20 protein-coding genes are annotated in these 21890 nt (G+C 40.5%); 5 read left to right on the top strand and 15 right to left on the bottom strand.

Annotated elements, in window-relative coordinates; all coding sequences use genetic code 11:
* Positions 1-62: 62 nt before the first annotated feature.
* Entirely contained in the window at positions 63-929 is an 867-nt protein-coding gene (locus AB1H92_RS15555; RefSeq protein WP_115363767.1) for a LysR family transcriptional regulator, read from the bottom strand.
* Positions 930-1063: 134 nt separating this feature from the next.
* On the opposite strand from AB1H92_RS15555, the gene AB1H92_RS15560 reads away from it, so the two are divergent.
* On the top strand, positions 1064-2053 hold the full coding sequence (locus tag AB1H92_RS15560; RefSeq protein ID WP_115363769.1) for a DMT family transporter: 990 nt from the start codon (positions 1064-1066) through the stop codon (positions 2051-2053).
* 84 nt (positions 2054-2137) lie between these two features.
* Here the strand turns inward: AB1H92_RS15560 and AB1H92_RS15565 are convergent, their stop codons facing one another.
* From AB1H92_RS15565 to AB1H92_RS15610, 10 genes are all read right to left on the bottom strand, one after another.
* Positions 2138-3025 carry a D-alanyl-D-alanine carboxypeptidase family protein gene (locus tag AB1H92_RS15565; RefSeq protein WP_166739570.1) on the bottom strand — a complete coding sequence of 296 codons (888 nt, stop codon included), beginning with the start codon at positions 3023-3025 and terminating at the stop codon, positions 2138-2140.
* A 170-nt stretch (positions 3026-3195) separates the two neighbouring features.
* Entirely contained in the window at positions 3196-5319 is a 2124-nt protein-coding gene (locus tag AB1H92_RS15570) for an ATP-dependent Clp protease ATP-binding subunit (RefSeq protein ID WP_115363773.1), read from the bottom strand.
* A 439-nt stretch (positions 5320-5758) separates the two neighbouring features.
* A complete protein-coding gene (locus AB1H92_RS15575) occupies positions 5759-6736 on the bottom strand; it encodes a ring-cleaving dioxygenase (protein WP_115363775.1) in 978 nt (325 codons plus the stop codon).
* Positions 6737-6946: 210 nt separating this feature from the next.
* Positions 6947-8260 (bottom strand): D-serine ammonia-lyase, encoded by a 1314-nt coding sequence (locus AB1H92_RS15580; protein WP_115363777.1) that lies wholly within the window; start codon positions 8258-8260, stop codon positions 6947-6949.
* A 670-nt stretch (positions 8261-8930) separates the two neighbouring features.
* Positions 8931-9749 carry a tryptophan 2,3-dioxygenase gene (gene kynA, locus AB1H92_RS15585; protein WP_134268515.1) on the bottom strand — a complete coding sequence of 273 codons (819 nt, stop codon included), beginning with the start codon at positions 9747-9749 and terminating at the stop codon, positions 8931-8933.
* Positions 9750-10388 carry an arylformamidase gene (gene kynB, locus AB1H92_RS15590; RefSeq protein WP_134268514.1) on the bottom strand — a complete coding sequence of 213 codons (639 nt, stop codon included), beginning with the start codon at positions 10386-10388 and terminating at the stop codon, positions 9750-9752.
* Positions 10385-11656, bottom strand: coding sequence for a kynureninase (gene kynU / locus AB1H92_RS15595; RefSeq protein ID WP_115363779.1), 1272 nt, complete (start codon positions 11654-11656; stop codon positions 10385-10387). The genes kynB and kynU overlap by 4 nt, the downstream gene beginning before the upstream one ends.
* A 48-nt stretch (positions 11657-11704) precedes the next feature.
* A complete protein-coding gene (locus AB1H92_RS15600) occupies positions 11705-12310 on the bottom strand; it encodes a response regulator transcription factor (protein WP_115363781.1) in 606 nt (201 codons plus the stop codon).
* A gap of 1 nt (position 12311) precedes the next feature.
* On the bottom strand, positions 12312-13442 hold the full coding sequence (locus AB1H92_RS15605) for a sensor histidine kinase (RefSeq protein WP_115363783.1): 1131 nt from the start codon (positions 13440-13442) through the stop codon (positions 12312-12314).
* A gap of 234 nt (positions 13443-13676) precedes the next feature.
* A complete protein-coding gene (locus tag AB1H92_RS15610; RefSeq protein WP_115363785.1) occupies positions 13677-14729 on the bottom strand; it encodes a fatty acid desaturase in 1053 nt (350 codons plus the stop codon).
* 189 nt (positions 14730-14918) lie between these two features.
* Here AB1H92_RS15610 and AB1H92_RS15615 point away from each other — a divergent pair, with 189 nt between their 5' ends.
* Positions 14919-16055: an amidohydrolase gene (locus AB1H92_RS15615; protein WP_115363787.1), complete on the top strand. Its 1137-nt coding sequence runs from the start codon at positions 14919-14921 to the stop codon at positions 16053-16055.
* 36 nt (positions 16056-16091) lie between these two features.
* On the opposite strand, the gene ytxJ is transcribed toward AB1H92_RS15615, so the two are convergent.
* Positions 16092-16424, bottom strand: a complete 333-nt coding sequence (gene ytxJ / locus AB1H92_RS15620) for a bacillithiol system redox-active protein YtxJ (RefSeq protein WP_115363789.1) — start codon at positions 16422-16424, stop codon at positions 16092-16094.
* Positions 16425-16564: 140 nt separating this feature from the next.
* Between ytxJ and AB1H92_RS15625 the strand changes: the two genes are divergently transcribed.
* Positions 16565-17227 carry a phosphatase PAP2 family protein gene (locus AB1H92_RS15625; RefSeq protein ID WP_166739569.1) on the top strand — a complete coding sequence of 221 codons (663 nt, stop codon included), beginning with the start codon at positions 16565-16567 and terminating at the stop codon, positions 17225-17227.
* Positions 17228-17251: 24 nt separating this feature from the next.
* Here AB1H92_RS15625 and AB1H92_RS15630 read toward each other — a convergent pair whose 3' ends face one another.
* Positions 17252-17641, bottom strand: coding sequence for a VOC family protein (locus AB1H92_RS15630; protein WP_115363793.1), 390 nt, complete (start codon positions 17639-17641; stop codon positions 17252-17254).
* A gap of 99 nt (positions 17642-17740) precedes the next feature.
* On the opposite strand from AB1H92_RS15630, the gene AB1H92_RS15635 reads away from it, so the two are divergent.
* Positions 17741-18040, top strand: coding sequence for an MGMT family protein (locus AB1H92_RS15635; RefSeq protein ID WP_115363795.1), 300 nt, complete (start codon positions 17741-17743; stop codon positions 18038-18040).
* 116 nt (positions 18041-18156) lie between these two features.
* On the top strand, positions 18157-18546 hold the full coding sequence (gene mscL, locus AB1H92_RS15640; protein ID WP_115363797.1) for a large conductance mechanosensitive channel protein MscL: 390 nt from the start codon (positions 18157-18159) through the stop codon (positions 18544-18546).
* 41 nt (positions 18547-18587) lie between these two features.
* Here mscL and AB1H92_RS15645 read toward each other — a convergent pair whose 3' ends face one another.
* Both AB1H92_RS15645 and AB1H92_RS15650 read right to left on the bottom strand, forming a co-directional pair.
* Positions 18588-19937: a TldD/PmbA family protein gene (locus AB1H92_RS15645; RefSeq protein ID WP_115363799.1), complete on the bottom strand. Its 1350-nt coding sequence runs from the start codon at positions 19935-19937 to the stop codon at positions 18588-18590.
* Positions 19938-21326: a TldD/PmbA family protein gene (locus AB1H92_RS15650; protein WP_115363801.1), complete on the bottom strand. Its 1389-nt coding sequence runs from the start codon at positions 21324-21326 to the stop codon at positions 19938-19940. It lies immediately after the preceding gene.
* Positions 21327-21890: the final 564 nt, after the last annotated feature.

Raw genomic sequence — 21890 nt, forward strand, 5'->3', positions numbered from 1 at the left:
GTGGCCTGATTATGACCATTACTAAAAAGACCTAGTGCTAAAAGTTAGCGCTAGGTCTGAGTTTAAGATATTAATTCACTATTAAACTCCTCAATCGTTTCAATAAATTTTTCAATAGTGGCAGTTAAATAGGAATCAGCACGTCGAATAAAAATTGTATTAATCTTACTGTACTTTTCAGGAAGTGTATGACAATGGACGAACCCTTTTTTCACTAAATGGGAAGCTGCTTTCCTTGGAACAAATGTAATGCCAAGCCCCACTGTTACGCTACTTAAAATCGTTTCTAATGTACCAAACTCCATGATTTTTTTAGGTTTAATGTTCTCGTCTTTATACCATCGTTCGAGCCTCGCCCGGTATCCGCACCCTTCACTAAAACATAAGAACGGTTCATTTTTTAATTGTTCAAGTGAGGTTGCTTTTGTGTCTGAAATTAACACAAGTTCCTCTTGGAAAACATCATGCGCAACAAGTTCTGGATGTAGTTTTGTTTGCGTAACGAAGGCGCCGTCCAATTTATGATTTAAAACATCTTCTTGTAATTTTTCGGTAACGCCTGATACCAAAGTTAGGTCTACCTCTTTATATTTTTTATTGTAAGCTGAGAGAATATACGGTAGTTGAATCACCGTTTCGACTGTACCAATTTCTAATTTTCCGGCCGGTTCTTCCCTGCTTTGAATGACTTTTTTCATTTCATTTGTTAATGCTAGTATTTTATCACTATAGACTAATAGTTTTTTCCCTTCTGGCGTTAAATTCATTCCACGGCTATGCCGATTAAACAATGGTGAATTTAGCTCTTTTTCGAGCTTTTGAATTCTTGCGGTGACGTTTGATTGTACATAATTCAACTCTCTTGCCGCAGCGGAGATTGTCCCCTTCTTTGCGACGACTTGAAAAATCTCTAAGTCTTTAAATTCCATGATGTCATCTCCCCCATCTCCCTTTTATGATATCACGAAAAATGATACCCATCATCATTAACGTTCGTTTTACTTGATGTCTATTTTAGTGTTGAATGGAATATAGAGAAAGAGATAAGGGAGACTGGGAATCATTGAAGAATAATATTTTGTTGGGTGCATTTCTATGTTTCATTGCTAGTGTATCTTGGGGGGCAATGTTTCCGGTAGCAAATCACGCATTTAATCATATTGACCCGTTTTATTTTACGATTTTTCGCTACCTATCCGTAACTGTGATTTTAGTCGTTATGCTTCTGTGGAAAGAAGGTAAAGAGGCTTTTCGCTTTGATGGAAAAGGACTGTCGTTATGGTTCTTCGGGACAATGGCCTTTACCGTTTATAATTTACTGATTTTTTGGGGACAAGACTTACTGGGCGAGCCAGGCGTTATGATTGCATCGATTAACGAGGCTTTAATGCCGATGATTTCCATTGTGATTGTTTGGTTACTTAGTAGAAACCGACCACATGGGGTCACGTTGTTCTTTGTATTTACTGCGTTTGTCGGCGTAACACTGGTCATCACAAAAGGTGATTTCGGGGCGTTTATAACTGCAACAAGTGATATTGTACCTTCATTACTTATCTTTATCGCTGTTGTTGGATGGGTTGTCTATACGATGAGCGGCAGTAAGTTCAGCGAAGCTGGCTGGTCTGCACTTCGATTTTCAACGCTAAGTTGTTTACTGGGAACCCTTACTGCAACGGCCGTTACGCTAATCATTACATATACTGGATACGTGACATTGCCGACGATGGAAACAATCAAAATCGTCAGCCCACATATTGCATTTATGGCCATATTCCCTGGGTTAATCGCATTGCTTGGGTGGAACGTTGGGGTAAGAATTCTATCGCCATTAAACGCGCTATTGTTCATTAACTTTGTTCCAATCACAACACTTGCAGTCCAATTTTTCCAAGGTAGTCCACTTACGGTATATGATTACATCGGAACTGCATTTATTATCTTTGCATTAATCTCAAATAATATTTTCGTAAGATTAACACAGAACAATACAACACCACAAGTTCTGAGAAAGAGATTGCGCGAAGTTTTATCCTTGTTGCAAAAACATTAATAGCTATCCAAAAACCCGCTGATTAGCGGGTTTTTTTAATACCTATTTATCTTTTGGGTGACTGGAACCTTCAATCCCTTTCATTTATTCTAATACAAAGTGCTCAATTAACTCTTCTGTCAGTTGAAATCTTGGGTTCGTTGTATCACTGCCCTTTTCATCAACACCCATCACGACGCTAATTACACGTTTGCCATCAAAGATGCCTGTGCTGGCGAAACATGAACCTGCCAAATCCGTGTAGCCTGTTTTCAACCCATCAACTCCTGCCATCGCTAGCGGCATTCCAGGTAACATTAAATTTGTGGACCATAATTGGATTCCTGCACTCGTCCTAAAATCCGTCATTTTTGTAAAATCGAAAACCTCTGGGTGCCTCTCTATTAGCTTTTGAGCAATCCTAGCAACGTCCCATGCTGAAGCAATATTCGTTTCATCAGCACTTTTACCAATATAGTCCCCATCGAGCCCACTCGCATTAAAAAAGCTTGTTTTCTTCAAGCCGAAACTCTTTGCCTGTTGGTTCATTAGCGTTACAAAAGCCTCTTCCGATCCACTCACCATTTCAGCAAGTGCCACTGCTGCATCATTTGAAGAATTCACCGTCATCGCCGTAAAAAGTTCTTTCACTGTATACAAATTTCCAGGCGTCATACCCAATTTAACCGCGCCTGATTGCGCCGTCATTTGTTGAACATATTCGCTCGGCTCATAAGTATCTTCCCAAGTGAGCGTTCCATTTTTAATTGCGTTAAGCACAATATATTGCGTCATCATTTTAGACATACTCGCAATTGGCAATGCTTCTTTACTATTTTTTTCGTACAACACTTTTCCACTTTCCGCATCTATTAAAATCATTGCTTTCGCGTCCACGTTTAAGGTTACATTTTCTGTAAAGAACGGTTTATCCTTTACTATGAACGTAGCCCCGAGCACAGTAATTAGCACAAGAAATAAAAGCTTCTTCATATCATCCACACCTTTATAGGAAATCATAGATTAAGTATAGTGAACAAAAGTGTAGAACTAGCTATCTTATTCATGAAGAATTTCTTAAGTTTATTAATGCGAACTAAATTGTTTGGGCGACTGGAACCTAAAAAATCCCGCCGAATCATTCAGCGGGATTTAAAAAATACTTATACTTTTGTTACAACAATCTCTTCATCCACTACATCAACATGAACTTTTTCAACAACATCTTCTTCCAAAATTAAATCAGTTAATGGGTCTTCGATTTTATCTTGGATGACTCTTCTCAGCGGTCTTGCGCCGAAACGTTTGTCATAGCCAAGTGAAACGAGCGCTTGTTTAGCTTCGTCTGTGATTGTAATGTCAATATCGTTTTCTTCAATTGTTTCTTGTAAATCAATGAGCATCAAGTCCACGATTTCAAGAAGGTTCTCTTCTGTTAATTCATTAAATTGAACGATTGCATCAAAACGGTTGAGAAATTCTGGTTTGAAGTAATCGCTCAACGACTCTAATGTCGTTACCGCATCATGTTCAGGACGGTTAAAGCCGACACTTACTTCTTTAACGCCTGTTCCTGCGTTACTTGTCATAATAATGACTGTATCTTTGAAACTCACTGTTCGACCGTGAGAATCCGTTAATCGACCGTCCTCCATAATTTGTAAGAACATATGTTGAACGTCTGGGTGCGCTTTTTCAATTTCATCAAGTAAGAGAATTGAATACGGTTTGCGACGAATTTGTTCTGTTAATTGTCCAGCTTCTTCGTGACCGACATACCCTGGAGGTGAACCAATAATTTTAGAAACGGCGTGTTTCTCCATATATTCACTCATGTCGAGGCGAATTAACGAATCACGTGAGCCGAATAATTCTTCCGCTAATACTTTCGTAATTTCCGTTTTACCGACACCTGTTGGGCCGACAAATAAGAATGAACCGATTGGACGTGTTTTAGATTTTAGTCCCGCGCGGCTCCGACGAATTGCTTTGGCCACTTTATCGACTGCTTCCTCTTGACCAATTACTTTAGCACGCAGGTTGTCCGCCATATCCTTCATTTTCTCTTGCTCTGCCGCTTGCAGTTTCGTAACAGGGATACCTGTTTTCTCTTCAACAATTAACTCAATATCCGCGACTGAAACTTCTGTTGGCTCAGTATTTTCATTTTGATTTGCTTCTTCTAACTGCTTACGAAGCTGGATTTCTTCTGTGCGCTTATATGCAGCTTTTTCATAGTCTTCCGCTTCAGCTGCACGTTCCTTTTCCTGAATCACTTCATCTAGACGTACTTGTAGTGAGGCTGGGTCTATGGTTCCATGCGCTAAGTTCAAGCGCGCGCCGACCTCATCCATTAAATCGATTGCTTTGTCTGGTAAGAAACGGTCTTGAATATACCGTTGTGACAACGTTACGAAAGCATGAATGGCTTCTTCAGGATAATGAACTTCGTGGAACGCTTCATAACGGTCTTTAATGCCGTTCAAGATTTTAATGGTATCTTCCGTTGAAGGTTCATTGACAATAATCGGTTGAAAACGACGCTCAAGGGCAGCATCTTTTTCTATTTGACGATATTCTTTCAAGGTCGTTGCCCCAATTAATTGTAACGTACCGCGTGCAAGCGCAGGTTTTAAAATATTCCCTGCATCCATTTGAGAACCTTCTGTCGACCCGGCTCCGACGAGTAAGTGAATTTCATCGATAAATAAAATCACGTCTGGTCGAGCTTGTAATTCCTCAATCAGTTCTTTCATGCGCTCTTCGAACTGTCCGCGAATGCCCGTGTTCGTGACGAGTGATGCGACATCGAGCACATATACTTCTTTATTCATCAGTTTAACCGGTACATCGCCTTCATGGATTTTAACTGCCAATCCTTCAGCAATGGCTGTTTTACCGACACCTGGTTCACCAATGAGAACAGGGTTGTTTTTATTTCTTCTATTTAATGTTTCAATGACGCGTTTTACTTCTTGATCACGTCCAATGACTGGATCAATCAGTCCTTCTCTCGCATCATTTGAAAGGTTTTTACCAAGCTGGTCTAATAAACCATTGTTTTGATGGTCTTGGGCTTGTATCGTTTGCGCTCTTGCTTGTTGTCCACCATTTTGTTGGAAAAAGTTATTTTCTTGATTATTAAATGGAGAGAAGTTTCCAGCATTCATTTGTCCTTGTATTTCTTGAAAACAAGCACGACACATGTGTATTTGTATGTTTCGATTATTGACATGTAATCTCAGATTCACAGCCGCTTTGTTTTTACCACAATGTTGACAATTCATATTGGGTTTCCTCCTTTAGCGAATTAAATATATATCAAACCTTGACTTTGACTATCTTTGACTTTCTGACTTTATTATACATTGACCTTATTTGACTTTCAACCACTTTGCTTAAAAAATAAAGGAGCCGTCCAGAAAATCATTTTTTCTGGGACAACTCCTTCTATATAGAAATCATTCTATTCCCCGTTGCTTTCCGCGGGCACGGCTTCAATCTCCTCGTCACTGCGTTCCTGCGGGGCAAGAACTTTCTGTATAATTTTTGTAAAGACCACAAAAATTATACAAACCGAACCCTTCGCTGTTCGGCTAGCTCGCGCTGTTCCCGCTGGAGTCGCCGGTTTCCACTCCAAGCAACTAGAACTTAATCTAGAACGGGATGAAAAAACATCGTATCTTCTATTTTAATTCCCAGTAGACTTACTTAGACAGCCCCTTATCATTCTTTGACAAAGTCAATCGTGCTTCTAACTGTGTCGATTGGACGTACTAGTTTTTCTATTTGTTCGCGTTTAGGCTCTAAAAAAGGTGGGAGTGAAAGCTTTTCGCCAAGCGTTTCGTATGGTTCATCGCCCATAAATCCTGGCCCATCAGTTGCAAATTCAAATAAAATCCCTGGCGCAACTCTTGCATAGAGCGATTCAAAGAAGAAACGATCCACATGTCCTGACGTTTGAAAACCAAATTGTTCAAGTCGTTCTGTCCATTCATCTAAAACAGCACGATCGTCTACACGAAATGCCACGTGGTGCACTGTTCCATAACCTTGTTGTCCCACCGGCAACGTCGTGTTTTTCTCGATAATCACTTGCGCACCGTTCCCGCCTTCTCCTACTTCAAATAAATGAAAATCGCCATCTTGCGCAATTTCCTTAAATAAAAGGACCTTTTCCAACACTTCTTTCATATAATCAAATTGCGCGATGCGGATATGCACGGGCCCTAATCCAGTAATGGCATACTCTAAAGGAATCGGACCTTTTTGCCAAGGTGTCCCAGATGCTACGCCTTTATTATGCGCATCGGAAATGAGTTGATATTGTTGGTCATCGAAATCAACGAAGGACAGTACTTTTACACCAAACTGTTCCTGAATCCCGTCATGTTTTACTTGTAAACGATCGAAACGTTTCTCCCAGTAGGTCAATGCTTCATCTGACGGAACTCTAAATGCTGTTCTATGAATTTCGTTTGTCCCGTGAACGCCTTTTGGAATTCCTGGGAAGTCGAAAAATGTCATATCTGTGCCTGCGCTTCCGACATCATCTGCAAAAAACAAATGATACGTTTGGATATCATCTTGGTTGACCGTCTTTTTCACAAGACGCATGCCTAATACATACGTAAAAAATTTATAGTTTTCTTCTGCACTACTCGTAATCGCTGTAACGTGATGTACACCTTTTAAATGGTTCATGCTTATTCCTCCAGTAAAATGATTTGATATATTTAAACGCTGCCTACATTATCTCGAATTCAAGGTAATTATATAGAATTCATTTTATAATGTCAATGTCACTGCTTTTAGTATTGATTCTTCCCCTCAAAATAACTCTAAAACAAAAATCGACAGAATGCCTCAAACGATACTTGAGGTTTCTGTCGATTTCCCAGGAAATAAACCGAATTATTTCCTGCCTTGCTCGTAATATAAATTCATTTCATCTTCCGGTACCATACTTCCGCCCGTTGCCCATACAAGATGTGTTGCATTTTTTGAAGCAGCATTTTTCATTGATGCTTGAATTGAATGGATAGGGCCAGTCATCCCAGCCAACGCAGATGGTTCTAGGCGGATGCCTTCCGAATCTGTCAATTGGGTAAGTAACTTAAACATCGTTTCATCGGAAATTGTGTAACAGCCGGACAATAATGGTTCCATTGTTTTTCCTACGAAACCGGAAGCCGTTCCGACCGCAAGTCCGTCTGCTGCAGTTTCATTGTCTAGTCCAAAATCATGGACGGAAACTGCATCGTGTAGACCTGTCATCATGCCGAGTAACATACACGGTGAATGGGTTGGCTCTGCGAAAAAGCAATGCACATGGTCACCGAATGCTAGTTTTAATCCGTAGGCAACACCGCCCGGTCCTCCACCGACACCGCATGGTAGATAGACAAACAAAGGGTGATCTGCATCGACAATTGTGCCTTGTTCAGCTAATTGTGCAGCCAATCGTTCACCAGCGACTGCGTAGCCGAAAAACAAATCTAAGGAGTTCTCATCATCTACAAAGTGACAAAGTGGATCTGCTTCTGCTTGACGACGACCTTCTTCGACAGCTTTACTATAATCGTCTTCATATTCAACTACGATTACGCCTTTTTCACGAAGCATATCCTTTTTCCACTGTTTCGCATCGGCTGACATATGTACAGTTACTTCAAATCCTAATTGAGCACTCATAATGCCTATGCTGAGTCCTAAATTCCCCGTCGAACCGACCGCAATTTTATGTTTCGAGAATAGCTCGCGAAAGGCATCGTCCGCAAACTTACTGTAATTCTCTCCCTCTGTAATCAGTCCATGTTCTAGGGCTAGCTTTTCAGCGTGCTTTAATACTTCATAAATGCCGCCTCGCGCTTTAATAGAACCCGAAATCGGCAATGCATTGTCTTCTTTTAACAACAGCTCGCCTGGAATTGCAATCGAGTATCGTTGTTCTAGTTTCTTCTTCATAGAAGGAATCGCAGTCACCGGCGATTCAATAATGCCTTTTGATTGTTTCGTTTCAGGAAATACACGTTCTAGATAAGGTGCAAAACGTTGTAATCGTTCAGATGCTTCTTTTACTTCTGCTTCACTTACCGTTAATTTAGAAAACCCTTCATTAGCACTCTCGATTAAAGGGTTTAACCAGTACACTTCTTCCCGATGCATCACTTTCTCGAGAAGTGGGTGCTTTTCTTTCAATTCCGCTAATCTATGTTGCTCCATCATATGTACGCCACACCTTTTCTGAGTATTTACTAAAGAGTATAACATAGAACATTCTTACAGTTTATTCTTATCTATCTTTGTTTTTTTTAACGCTTGTATCATTTTTGATTAATTTAGAATAATCTACAATAAGTTCATAATCCCCCCACCTCCCATCATATAGTAGATTAATTAGAAGGAGTGATAAATTAATCCTTACTAATACAGTTGCACACACCGTCTGCTATCCCTTCGAATAGAATAAGGTAACAAATCATCAAGACGATGTTTCACTTCAATGAAAACGAGATTTGCTGGCCTATTTTTAAGAAAGGAGGTCGCGAATTGTTTGTTTCAAGGACTTGCAATGACCCCTAACGGTTCGAGGAGGCGTTCCTACAGGCGACGGAAAATCAATTCGACAAGGTTGATTGCAAAGTTCTTTGCAATTCATGCATAAAGTGTATGCATGAAGTGCATAAGTATATGCACTAGATGTTCAGCCGGCATCGGATAATAACGATGATTTGTTACGCGCCAACAGCTTAGCTAGACTGGCAAAGGATAGATGAGTGAGTAGGAAGGTGATGGGATAAGTCGAGCAGCAATCCATGCTACCGACTTTGAATTTATCATGAAATGAATAAACAAAATACAAAACGCTACCTATTTTTAGGTAGCGTTTTTCTGTTTATAGTTTGGTACGTACATCCCAAAGTTCTGGGAAAAAGCGATGGTCAAGGACAGACTTTAAATAGGAAACACCGGAAGAACCGCCTGTTCCTGTCTTATGTCCAATAATCCTTTCAACCGTTTTCATATGGCGAAAACGCCATTGTTGGTGACTATCTTCAATATCTACGAGTTTTTCGGCAAGTTGATAGAGATCCCAATACGTGTCAACGTCTTTGTAAACCTTCAGCCAAGCAGCTGCAACTGACTCATCGCCTGTGTAGGTCACTGAGAAGTCCCTTTTTAATAAGGATTCATTGATTGGAAAACCTGCTTTTGCCAATGCTTTGATCGACACGTCGTAAATACTCGGTGCTTCATATGCCTCTTTTAATGTAGCAGCAAGTGCTGGATCTTTCTCGTAAATTTTTAAAATATGTGGTTGTTTATAGCCTAGCGCAAATTCAATTTGACGATTTTGATAAGATTGGAATCCCGAGGCCCGCCCAAGACTGTCTCGAAATTCCATATATTCTGCGGGAGTCAACGTCGATAAAACATCCCACGCTTGAATAATTTGCGTTTGAATACGAGAAACACGTGCCAACATTTTAAACGCTTCAGGTAATTCATCACGTTGTATCGCCGTAATAGCTGTTGTGATTTCATGCAAAATGAGTTTCATCCATAATTCACTCACTTGATGAATGACGATAAACAACATTTCATCGTGATGACCTGATAAGCGCGTTTGACTTGAAAGGATATGGTCAAGATTGAGATATTCTCCGTACGTCATCTGCTCTTTAAAATCCGTATAAATCCCTTTATCATCCATTTAGTCCACCTCTTTGATTGCCCGAATGACGGCACGAACTGGACTTCCATCAGCCCCATGGAGTGGCAATGGCAACGCAATCAACTCATAATCTCCCGGCACTACGTCATCCAAAACGATATTTTCTAAAATCATAATTTGGTGTGCATATAAGGCATGATGTGCATCCAGCGTCTTACTTTGCTCCGGGTCAACAGATGGTGACTCAATGCCGATTAGCCGGACGCCACGTTCTTGAAGTAACGGTGCAATATCGGCACGCAAGTAAGTGAAGAGTTCCGGGAAAACCGTTAAGTCTTTACGACCACCCGTTTTCAATAATATCCGTTCGGCACTGCCAAAATCAACTGCCTCCAATTCTTGACGACCAATACTTGCAGCTTCCGATAAATCTATGACACGCGCCCGCCCAATATACGTGTCAATCGGCAGTTCATGCACTTTTTCACCGTCATCTGCAAAATGAAAAGGGGCATCGATATGTGTACCTATATGAGTGCTCGTCGTTAATTTTCCAATATTAACTGATCCCGTATCTGCCTTTTTAAAAGCAACTTCATAAGAAAAAGGCGTATCTCCCGGCCATTCTGCAATCCCATTATGTAGCGGTTGTGAAATATCAATCCAATCACCGGTCATGCGACTACGCCCCTTTTATTTTCGAATCGTTCATATCGTTTTTCATCCACTATCTGTTTTAGGATTTGCACTGTTTTCCAAACATCTTCAAACGTATTGTACAAGGCAACGGGTGCAAGCCTTACCCCATTCGGCGCGCGGAAATCTGGAATGACACCTTCCGCTTTCAAAGCTTTACAAATTCGTGCCGCCTCTTGATGTTCCAATAAAATATGACCGCCACGAGTCTCATCCATTGGATTGCCAATGGTGAACCCATACCCTTTTAATTCCACATCAATGAGCGTTAAAAAATACTCTGTTAAACGTAAAGACTTCTCTCTAATCCGCTGTATTGTTGCTTCTTCAAAAAGCTCTAAAGCGCCAATAACAGGTGCTAAACTTAATACATGTGGCGTGCCAATTTGAAAAGCACTTGCATCTTGTGCAGGTGTCATCGTATGCGACATATCGAACTGGACCGCTTTATCGGAGCCAAACCAACCAGTTATTCCTGGTAACACGCCATGATGTTTTTCATGGACAAATAAACCGCCAACGGAACCGGGTCCCCCGTTTAAATATTTATACGTGCACCAAAAAGCGAAATCGACGTCTTGCTCATGTAATCGATGCTCAATTGCACCGATTGAATGGCACAAATCAAAACCAATCGGAATGCCTCGTTTCTTGGCTTCTTGCGTTAAATAAGCCATATCTAGCACTTGCCCACTCCGATAAAGCACAGAAGGTAATACAATCAGTGCTACTTCATCAGTCATGGCGTCCACAATATCCGCTTCTTTTAAAAATCGACCATCCCGACTTTTCACACGAACCAGATGTTCTTCTGGATCATAACCCTTCAATTTCAATTGACTTTGAAGTGCATAAATATCTGATGGAAAATTAAGTTCATCGGCAAGAATTTTAGTACGCTCTCCAGATGGTTGATAAAAGGTTGCGACTAGCTGATGTAAATTCGTCGTGGTTGATCCGGTTGCAATGACTTCATTTGATTGTCCCCCGACAAGCGGCGCCATTTTCTCCCCGACAGATTCAGATAAATAAAACCATGGATGTCTTCCTTCTGTCCACCCATCAATTCCGAGACTTTTCCAAGAATGAAGCAAGTCCAATAAGACCTTTTCAGATCGCTTCGACAATAAACCGAGCGAATTCCCATCCATATAGATTTTGTCTTCCAGAAGATAAAACTCTTCCCTGAGATGTGCCAACACATCTTTTTCATCCAAATGTCGCGCATACTCGACTGTTTTTTTATCCATTGCCCATTCCCCCCTATGTTCTACGGATATTTCAAATCTACACTACGATTACTTAAACCATCCTTTTTCCTTATACCGTGAGATGGCTTCAATTCGATTGCTCACTTCTAACTTCTCAAAAATTGTAGATATGTAATTTCGTACTGTTCCTGGTGTTAAAAATAGTTCATTCGCAATTTCTTTTGTTGTTCGTCCTTTGGCCACGAGCCTCAACACTTCATTCTCCCGATTCGTTAATGGATTTTCCCCATGGTCATCAAAAGCGATATCAACAAGTTCTGGTGCATATATACGTCTCCCATCCATAATCAATCTAATGGAAGTCACCAATTCCTCAATTGGACTATCTTTCAATAAATAGCCACGAACGCCAGCTCTTCGTGCACGTTCAAAATAACCCGAACGCGCAAATGTCGTTAACATGATGATTTTACATGGGTAATCATTTAATTCCTCTGCAGCATCTAATCCTGTCTTAACTGGCATTTCGATATCCATTATACAAACGTCAGGATTCTGCTCTTTGACAAGTGTGATGGCCTCTTCCCCGTTTTTGGCCATCCCAACGACTTCCATATCTTCTTCCATTCCAATTAATGACCCTAAGGCACCTAACATCATCCCTTGGTCTTCTGCAATGACGATGCGAATCACCTTAATCCCCTCCCTTACTTTGTTTAAGTATGACTGGGACGCGGATTAGTAATTCCGTTCCCTTATCGCTATTAATTTCTAGTTGTCCGTTGACAAACTCAAGCCGTTCTCGAATTCCTTTTAACCCGTTACCGGGGAGATTCCAACCTTTCGAAGGAATGCCAATGCCATCGTCTTGTATACGAATGCTGAATTCCTCAGGCAATTGTTCAAATGTAATATAACAAGCCGATGCATAACTATGCTTGACAACGTTGGTCACCGCTTCTTTTAAACACATACTCATAACATTTTCAACCAATGGCGGAATGTTTGTAAACTGCGGGTCCCCTTTTACTGTGAACGTCATCTCCGCCGCTTTCAGTACTTGTCGTACACGAATGAGCTCATCTGTTAATTTTGTCATCCGTATATCGTCTACTAGATCGCGAACTTCTTTGAGCGCTGCACTAGCAGTTTGTCGAATATCCTGTAACTCTTTTTCGGCAGCTTCCGTATTTTTAGAAACTAATCGACCGGCAAGATCACTTTTCAGGCCAATAAGCGATAACTTTTGCCCTAGAATATCATGTAAATCGCGCGCAATCCGTTCACGCTCTTCCAAGATAATGAGTTCTGCAATTCGTTCCCGTGCGTTCTCCAGCTGCCCTTCCAACTTTTCGCGCTTGTTACGATTATATAAATTAAATGGCAGCAGCACTGTGCCAATGACCGATATTAAAATGAAGTGAAATTGTGGTAAAAACAATTCAATCTCAATGAAAAATCCTGTCACAATGGCACCGATTGTCAGCGCAATATGTAATCCATAAATAATGAAAAAGCCAACAGGATGTCGAATATTCCCGATAAAGAAAGCGATAAATATAGACAAATAGACATAACCAAATAGTAGCGTCATCGCAATGTTGATGACCATTTCGAAACTGACCCACATATACACAAGGCCTGTTTTAGAGCGGTATGAAAATCGATATGACAAGAAAAACAACAGCAGTAATGTAATTCCAATCGCGATTTCGATTGGAGAAGATGAACGAAATATGAAAAAGAAAGGTAATAAACAAAAAACGGCCCATGCGTAAATACTTAGCCATGGATTTTTTGGAAATAAACTATACCAATGCTGCACCTCTAGTGTCACCGCCCTTAATTGTACTTATTGTACCAAATTTTCAAATAAAATTATATGCGTTACCCGGATAATGTTGATTTCCGTTCCGGGTGGACGCTTTCCGCTCCAATCAACGGTAATTCATTATATATAATAAACCCATCCAAAGTCATACTCATACTTCCCATCCGTTGAAAATAGAAAAAGTAGAGGGTGTGAGATACCCCTCTACATGAATTCATACTATTTTAATTACTCTCCTTCAAAACTAGTCTTTTTCGGTTTTAAGTCCATTTTTGAACTTGTTTCTTGAAGGAGGTGTTTGATTTCACCAAAGGTTACAAAGTGTTTCTTTTCTGGTGCATATAATTTGTATTTTAATGATTCAAGGCTCGATTTTAGCGTAATTGTCGTTGCCATATGAAGGGGTGGTGTTGAGTTATGTGCTTCTTCCAAATTGTAATTTGGAACTCTTGGCGATAAATGGTGGACGTGATGGAAACCGATATTTCCTGTCACCCACTGAAGCACACGCGGTAATTTGTAATAAGAGCTTCCTTCAACAGCCGCCTTCACATAATCCCACTCGGACTCCTCTTCGAAATAGGAATCTTCGAATGTATGCTGAATGTAGAACAACCAAATTCCGAGTGCACCTGCGACAAACATAGTCGTTCCTTGAACAATGACAAACGCTTGCCAACCTACGAGTAAAATCATGCCCGTATATAATACGACTAGAATTAGATTTGTTAAATACGTATTATTTTTTTCTTTCTGTCTCGCATCTTTCCGGTTAAAACGACTTGAGATTAGGACTAAGTATAGTGGTCCGAGCACGAACATGACTAAAGGGTTGCGATAAAGTCGATAGCAGAAGCGCTCCCATTTTGACGCTTCTAGGTACTCGTCAATTGTCATTACCCAAATATCACCAACGCCTCGCTTATCAAGGTTTGAGCTGGATGCATGGTGAATTGCATGTTCACGCTTCCACTTTTCATAGGCAAATAATGTGAGGACACCTGTTATCGTACCAATCACATCGTTTGCTTTTCTGCTTCTCAAAAACGATCCATGTGTACAATCATGGAAAATAATAAACATCCGGACAACAAATCCTGCTGCCAACATTGCAAAAGGAATCATTAACCAAACGGAGATTTTTAAGCTTTCATAGGCTAAGTACCATAGTAGAAAAAATGGGGGAATTGTATTTACTAGTTGAATCACACTTTTCTTTGTGTCTGACTTTGCAAAAGGCGCCACGTCTTTATGCAACCTTCTCGTCTTTTCTTTACTCATGTTATCCTCCCTATTCGAAGTTTTTGTAAATTCATTCATTTCTTATCTTTATGATAAATGGAATATCAATTTCATTGAAGACACGTTTGTCATGAGTTTTATATGACAAGTGTCATATATGTCATAAAGTTTTATATATTTCGCATACCGAAGAACTTTCAGTATACTGAGAGGTAGGGAGGGATAAGGATGTTGTACATAAAAAACGCAAAGATTTTAACTGGGACTGGCGATGTAGTTGAAGGGAATTTTACTGTAAAAGATGGAAAGTTCGAGGCAATTGGTTCATCCGTCATAATTCCAGAAGGTGCCCAATGTATTGATGTTAGTGGGAAAATTATTACACCGGGACTCATTGACGTACATACACATCTTGGCGTGTATGAAGAAGGTATTGGACAAGAAGGACATGATTTTAATGAAACAAGCTCAGAATCTACGCCTCAAGTGCGTGCAATTGACGGCATTAATCCGCAAGAAAAGGGATTTGAAGATGCGCGAAGTTTCGGGGTGACGACTGTTCAAGTTATGCCAGGCAGCGCTAATGTAATTGGCGGAGAAATGCTTGTGGTGAAAACAGTCGGGAACGTTGTAGATGAGATGATTGTCAAAAATCCGTCTGGCTTAAAAGCAGCAACTGGTGAGAATCCGAAACGGTTTTACGGAAGTAAAGGAAAAATGCCGACGACACGTATGGGATTGGCAGCAAGGCTTCGCGAGAAATTAATAGAAGCACAAAATTACATGAATAAACGTCAAAAGAATGAATGTGATCGTGATCTTGGACTAGAGCATATCGCGAAGGTACTCAATAAAGAAATTCCGTTACGCGTCCATGCACATCGAGCGGATGACATTGCGACTGTTCTGCGCATTCAAAGAGAATTTAATATCCGCCTAACTATCGAACATTGTACGGAAGGACATCAAATTGCGGATTTCATCGCCAAGCACGATGTACGTGTTTCGGTTGGACCAACGATGTCGACGCGTTCTAAAATAGAATTAGCGGATAAAGGGTGGCATACAATTGTTGCCCTAGCGAATGAAGGGATTCCCGTTTCAATTACAACGGACCATCCAGTCGTTGGAATCGAACATTTAATGACGAGTGCAATTCTTGCGGTTAAAAATGGATTGACGGAAGAACAAGCGCTTGAAGCAATTACTTTGAATGCCGCAAAACATATCGGCGTAGAAGACCGAGTCGGCTCGATTGAAGTCGGGAAAGATGCGGACTTTGTCGTTTGGAACGGAGACCCATTTGATCTTCGTTCAACCGTAGAGGCAACTTATATTGATGGGAATAAAGTTTATCAGAAATAACAAGAGGCACTCCATTTTGTTGGAGTGCCTTTAAAATTATTTTAAATCGGCTGCTTCTAGCCCTCTATTAATCTCACTTTCCATAATGACTGTATGAGATGCATTCCAAACTTGTTCACCTTTATTTAAAATAAATGCTTGTGGTGATTGGTGAGTAACGCCTAAATCACTTTCAATTTCATTTGAAACTGGGCGACTTTCTCTTACTTTTAACCAGTATTTCGGTATGTCCGTTTCATACGCTTCAAAACGGTTAAAAGCATGCGTACTAATCGGGCACGTCGTACTATGTTTTAATAGTAGGATTGGCTCGTCTTTAGATTTTTCTAACACTTCTTTCCACTCTTCAACAGTTACTAATTCTTTCATGATGATCAGCTCCCTTTTATCTTTTGATTTCTATGTTTATTATATCAAAGATACTTCCAATTACGAGTTGTAGTGCTCATCGGATATCTTTAACACTTTTTCTAAAAATGGTATACAATCGTAGAAAATGGAGGTTAGCGATGAAAGGATTATCAAAAAACATTTTAATTGTACTTGTAATTATTGTTGTGAGTGGGAGTTTATTTATAACCATGGCCAACCTCGTTGGTAGCGGAAAAATTGAAAGCTTTGATTTACCAATTATTCGATTAGTCCAAGGACTAGAGGCACCTTGGCTAACGGTCCTTTTTAAAACATTCACTTGGATTGGTTCAGCCAAAGCCGTCGTTCCAATCACAATAATTGTTTGCTTTCTTTTATTTTTCGTTTATAAACATCGTCAGCAGGCATTTGTATTCGCCTTTTCAATTGTTGGAACGATTGCTTTAAATGAATTGCTGAAAGGTCATTTTAAAAGAGCACGCCCTGAAATATATCGAATTATGGATGCCGGTGGGTATAGTTTTCCGAGTGGTCATACAATGATGGCCTTTAGTTTATACGGAATGATTACCTATATTTTATGGCGCAATATTAAAACGGTAGGAGGCCGCGTTGCTCTCCTTTCATTTGCTTCGTTTATGGCCTTTATGATTGCCACTAGCCGTATTTACCTCGGTGTTCATTATCCAAGTGATGTTGTTGGTGGAATCGCAGCGAGCACAATATGTGTGACCATTAGCGCAATCATTTACAGCGCTTGTCAACATCCACGCAAAAACAACGAGACAGAATCCACGTAGCCAAGGTTCTGTCTCATGAACTGCTTACTCACTCTTCTCAAGCTGCAATTGCCAGGAAACGCCAAACCTGTCAATGATCCAAGCAAATTTTACAGCAAACGGGGTTTCCGCTAAGTCAATGACAATCGTTCCGTCTTCAGACAACTTTTGAAATGTGTAATCAATTTCGCTTTCCCTCTTACAAGTCACAAATAGAGACATTGCAGGCGTAAAATCGACTAATTCGCCATGGCTGTTGTCCACCGTCATGAAAACTTGTCCGTTAATAGAAAACGTTCCATGCTGCACTTCCCCGTTTTCTTGATGTAATATACTCTCGATTTTAGCATCCTCAAAAACAGATGTATAAAGTGCCATCGCTTCTTCCGCTTCGCCATTGAACATTAATAATGGGGTAATTTTTTGATTGGACACGCCTAATCCCTCCTTCTGTACAGTTGTCTGTCACTTTACAGTTCAGTATACTAACGATATCAATTTTCAATACGATACTTCAGAATAGGGAGAACGACTATGAAACCATTCACAAAAAAAGTTATTGCACTGATTCAATCGATTCCATATGGTCAAGTCGCAACGTACGGACAAATTGCGAAAGCAGCAGGAAGTGCACGTGCTGCAAGGCAAGTCTCCTGGATTCTTCATTCAGCGAGCGAAAAATATCAATTACCGTGGCATCGGGTGATTAATTCAAAAGGAGAAATTTCCCTTACTGCAAGTGAACAACGGGTAATGCTTGAGATGGAAGGCGTCGAATTTTCAATCCACGGAAAAATCGATTTAAGTAAATACCAATGGCGATGCGCAAACTAATGGTTTACAAAAGGTGAAAAGTTTTTTAGAATAATAAAGGTTTCATTCCTATCAATATCGGGTATGAAAAACAAGTATGTCTTGAGCAGTAAAATAGTTAAGTGGAGTGGAATTATATGTGGAAAGACTTTAAAGAATTTGCTTTTAAAGGAAATGTGTTGGACTTAGCGGTCGCCGTTGTGATTGGCGCAGCGTTTGGAAAAATTGTTTCCTCTCTCGTCGAAAATATTATTATGCCGATTGTTGGCGCTCTAACAGGCGGTATTGACTTAACCGGCCTCAATCAAAAAATAAGAGGCGTGGATATTACATACGGTGTATTTTTACAATCTGTCCTCGATTTCTTAATCGTTGCATTCGTCATCTTTTTATTCATTCGTTTACTCGCGAAGTTTAAACGTAAAGAAGAAGTCGTTGAGGAAGAAGAAGAAGAAACGATTGATGCACAAGAAGCTTTACTGACAGAAATCCGTGATTTATTAAAAGAACAAAACGCAAATAAGTAAGGTTTAAAGAGACAGGGCATCTAACATGCCCTGTTTTCTTTTTAATGATCAACTGTGACGGAAAGTTCCTTGACCAATAAAGAAGGTGAACCATAGCCACCTGGGGAGAACTCCAAATCTGCCCCAACCTCTTCTATCTGTTTTAAGTAATCAAAATAGTTCCCTGCAATCGTCATCTGTTTGACAGGAGCAGTAATTTGGCCGTCTTGAATATGGAATCCTGTTGCCGCCACTGAAAAGTCCCCAGAAATAGTATTGGCGCCCGAATGTAAACCTGCTAAACCTGTAATGAGCACACCATCTTGAATCGAGGCAATTAAATCCTCTTTACTTTTCAAGCCTGGTGCAATGTACAAGTTAATTGGCGCAACTGAAAGTGTTCCTTTATAGGATGATTTACGGGCATGCCCCGTCGTTTCAACGCCGTCTTTTTGTGCGGTTTTACGATTATGGAAAAGTGTTTCCAACTTTCCTTCTGATACAATCGTCTGCTTTTTCGTAGCGACCCCTTCACCATCAAAGTTTGTTCCCCGTAAGGAATCTGGGTGACTTGGGTCGTCCACTAGTGTATACGCGGAAGATGCAATCGTCTGGCCAACTTTTCCTTTTAATAAAGATTGGTCTTTTTGCGTATTTTCTGCTGAATAAATAGGTGAAAATGTTGAAAGTAAGGACGCTGAAGCATCATGGCGCATAACGACCGGATACTTTTTCGTCGGAATCGATTGCTCGCCGAGGTGTGACAATGCCTCTTCAGCTACCTCTTTTGTAAATACATCCGCATCGATCGAATTGAAATCGCGCGTCATTTTAACAGCACTGCCCGTTTTCATCTCTTCTCCATCTTTCGCAACAGCCGAAACAAAAACGACAAGCCCATTTCTCTTTTCATCTATCGATAACCCTTTATCATTTGCAATCGCACGTTCTGTAGAAAAATCTTGAATCACACAGTAATTCAGCGTGACAATCCTTGGATCATACGCCAGCACTTTCTTTTCAATCGACTGAATGAGCGCAATCTTTTCTTCGTTTGGTACATTCGCTAAGGCTTCATTATAAAAAGAATGCGTATTGTACTGCTCGCTTCCTTCGAAAATTGTCGTTCCGTCATCCTCGTCAAGAATGGATGCATTTTCTTTTGCTTGATGAATTAAAAAGGCAATGGAATCGTCATCAACTTTTTCAGTGTAGGCGTAACCCATTTTTCCGTTATACAAACCACGAAATCCGATTCCGCCCTCTTCGGCAGTTTCATAACTGTCTATCGCGCCTTCAAAAATTGTACAGTGAAAAGAAGAAGATTTTTCATAATAGATTTCAGCTTCCGAAAAACCTGCGTTCTTCGCTTCAGCTAATAATTTGGATTGAAATTCATTGTTTTTCAACATTTATTCCCCCTTCGTTCCGCCGACTGTTATTTCACTTACGCGAATCATCGGCTGACCGACATTCACTGGCAAACTACCGCTCAGTGATCCACACATTCCCGCGCCATGGCCTAAATTATTCCCGACCATATCCACTTTTTGTAATGTTTTGGCACCGTTTCCAATAAGCGTTGCACCACGTACAGGTCTATCAATTTTTCCATCTTTTACAAGATACGCTTCCGAAACCGCAAAGTTGTAGTCACCGGTTGCTGGATTTACAGAACCGCCGCCCATATATTTTGCATAAATGCCGTTTTCTGTAGCTGCAATAATTTCATCCGGCGTCGATTGACCAGGTGCAATATACGTATTGGTCATCCGAGATGTCGGGTTGTATCGATACGATTGTCGACGGGAAGAACCGGTTGCCTCAGCATTCATCCGACGTGCGTTAAATTTATCAATTAAGTACCCTTTTAAAATTCCATTTTCAATTAATACATTTTTACGCGTCTTTTCCCCTTCATCGTCTATATTCAGGGAACCCCACTCATTCGGAATCGTACCGTCATCAATATACGTAACAATCTCCGGGGCCACTCGTTCGCCAATTCGATTCGCAAAAACTGAGTTATTCTTCGCAACAGATGTCGCCTCAAGCCCATGTCCACAAGCTTCATGGAAAATTACGCCGCCAAATTCATTATCAATGATGACCGGAAACTTCCCACTTGGACATTCATCTGCCTCCAGCATCGTCACCGCGATTCGCGCCGCTTCTCCTGCATAATGATGTAAATTTAAGTTCTCAATAAACTCAAATCCCGCATAAGCACCCGGCCCGTAAAATCCGGTTTGCAATTCCGCACCATCTGAAGCTGTCGTCTGCATTGCCAATCTACTTCGTACGCGCGTATCTTCGACAAACTTACCTTCCGAGTTTGCAATGAGTACATTTTGCTCTTCATCGATATAACGAATACCGACTTGATGAATGCGTTCATCATAATTTCTCGCAATGGTATTTGCTTGCTTCATAACCGCCACTCTTTGCGTATGTGCAACGGTCCTAGGCCATTTTTCAATATGATGAATCGGCTGGATAATCTCTTTTTGAAGCGGATGAATCGACCCATTTCCGCCACTTTTTATAGCAAGCGCTGCTCGTTTCGCCGCCTTTACCAAACCTTCCTCAGAGAAATCTGTCGTATACGTATACACATTTTGAAGTCCCGAGAAGATACGAATCCCTATCCCAAAATCCCGGCCTGAAATACTTTGCTCAATCTTTCCATCCTGAAGTCCAATTGAATTCGCATAACGATCTTCAATAAACACTTCAGAAAAATCCCCGCCCGTTGAAAGCGCGGCTTCAAGTACATTTTCAATGATTGACTGTTTAATCATCTTCACAACCTCCCCCTCTACTTATTATAGCAATCTATTCGGTTTACGAAAGAATCTTCTTAGACTGTTTTATATTTTCAAACAATAATTAGTCTATTCATCTTGTTGTTTGGTATATGCCTTGATTTAGATCGATTATGAATTCATTGGGCGGAGTTCAAAATTGATTGAGCGGAATCCGAAGCACTTTGCGGGGACTTCAAATGCAAATGCGCGGAATTCAATAAATTGAGTGGAGTTCAAAGTTGATTGCGGGAACTTCAATAGCTATTGCGAGGAATTCGGTTAAGGGTTCAGAGTAGGCTGAGCGGTATCCAAATTCGACAAAATTATATATAACAACTCTTCAACAATAACATTCTCTGTATTGCCACAATCTTCCGCGTTATGACATTGCCCGAAATTTCTTAAAGTGATATAATAGATGCAAAGTGAGTGATCGATAAAAGGGAGTGAAGGCTTCATGTGGTTCTTATACATTATGTTTACGCTATTTGCATTCGTTGGTATCGGTACAATCGCTGGTTTAGTTCGTACGTTCAGCAGCGACGGCAACCAGTAATT

This window comes from Sporosarcina pasteurii, from assembly GCF_041295575.1.
Lineage (GTDB): Bacteria > Bacillota > Bacilli > Bacillales_A > Planococcaceae > Sporosarcina > Sporosarcina pasteurii.

Bases quoted from the DNA above. Each gene is read 5' to 3' on its own strand.
- AB1H92_RS15555 (WP_115363767.1), bottom strand. From the start codon at position 929: ATGGAATTTAAAGACTTAGAGATTTTTCAAGTCGTCGCAAAGAAGGGG.
- AB1H92_RS15565 (WP_166739570.1), bottom strand. From the start codon at position 3,025: ATGAAGAAGCTTTTATTTCTTGTGCTAATTACTGTGCTCGGGGCTACG.
- AB1H92_RS15570 (WP_115363773.1), bottom strand. From the start codon at position 5,319: ATGAATTGTCAACATTGTGGTAAAAACAAAGCGGCTGTGAATCTGAGA.
- AB1H92_RS15575 (WP_115363775.1), bottom strand. From the start codon at position 6,736: ATGAACCATTTAAAAGGTGTACATCACGTTACAGCGATTACGAGTAGT.
- AB1H92_RS15580 (WP_115363777.1), bottom strand. From the start codon at position 8,260: ATGATGGAGCAACATAGATTAGCGGAATTGAAAGAAAAGCACCCACTT.
- kynA (WP_134268515.1), bottom strand. From the start codon at position 9,749: ATGGATGATAAAGGGATTTATACGGATTTTAAAGAGCAGATGACGTAC.
- kynB (WP_134268514.1), bottom strand. From the start codon at position 10,388: ATGACCGGTGATTGGATTGATATTTCACAACCGCTACATAATGGGATT.
- kynU (WP_115363779.1), bottom strand. From the start codon at position 11,656: ATGGATAAAAAAACAGTCGAGTATGCGCGACATTTGGATGAAAAAGAT.
- AB1H92_RS15610 (WP_115363785.1), bottom strand. From the start codon at position 14,729: ATGAGTAAAGAAAAGACGAGAAGGTTGCATAAAGACGTGGCGCCTTTT.
- AB1H92_RS15615 (WP_115363787.1), top strand. From the start codon at position 14,919: ATGTTGTACATAAAAAACGCAAAGATTTTAACTGGGACTGGCGATGTA.
- ytxJ (WP_115363789.1), bottom strand. From the start codon at position 16,424: ATGAAAGAATTAGTAACTGTTGAAGAGTGGAAAGAAGTGTTAGAAAAA.
- AB1H92_RS15625 (WP_166739569.1), top strand. From the start codon at position 16,565: ATGAAAGGATTATCAAAAAACATTTTAATTGTACTTGTAATTATTGTT.
- AB1H92_RS15635 (WP_115363795.1), top strand. From the start codon at position 17,741: ATGAAACCATTCACAAAAAAAGTTATTGCACTGATTCAATCGATTCCA.
- mscL (WP_115363797.1), top strand. From the start codon at position 18,157: ATGTGGAAAGACTTTAAAGAATTTGCTTTTAAAGGAAATGTGTTGGAC.
- AB1H92_RS15645 (WP_115363799.1), bottom strand. From the start codon at position 19,937: ATGTTGAAAAACAATGAATTTCAATCCAAATTATTAGCTGAAGCGAAG.
- AB1H92_RS15650 (WP_115363801.1), bottom strand. From the start codon at position 21,326: ATGATTAAACAGTCAATCATTGAAAATGTACTTGAAGCCGCGCTTTCA.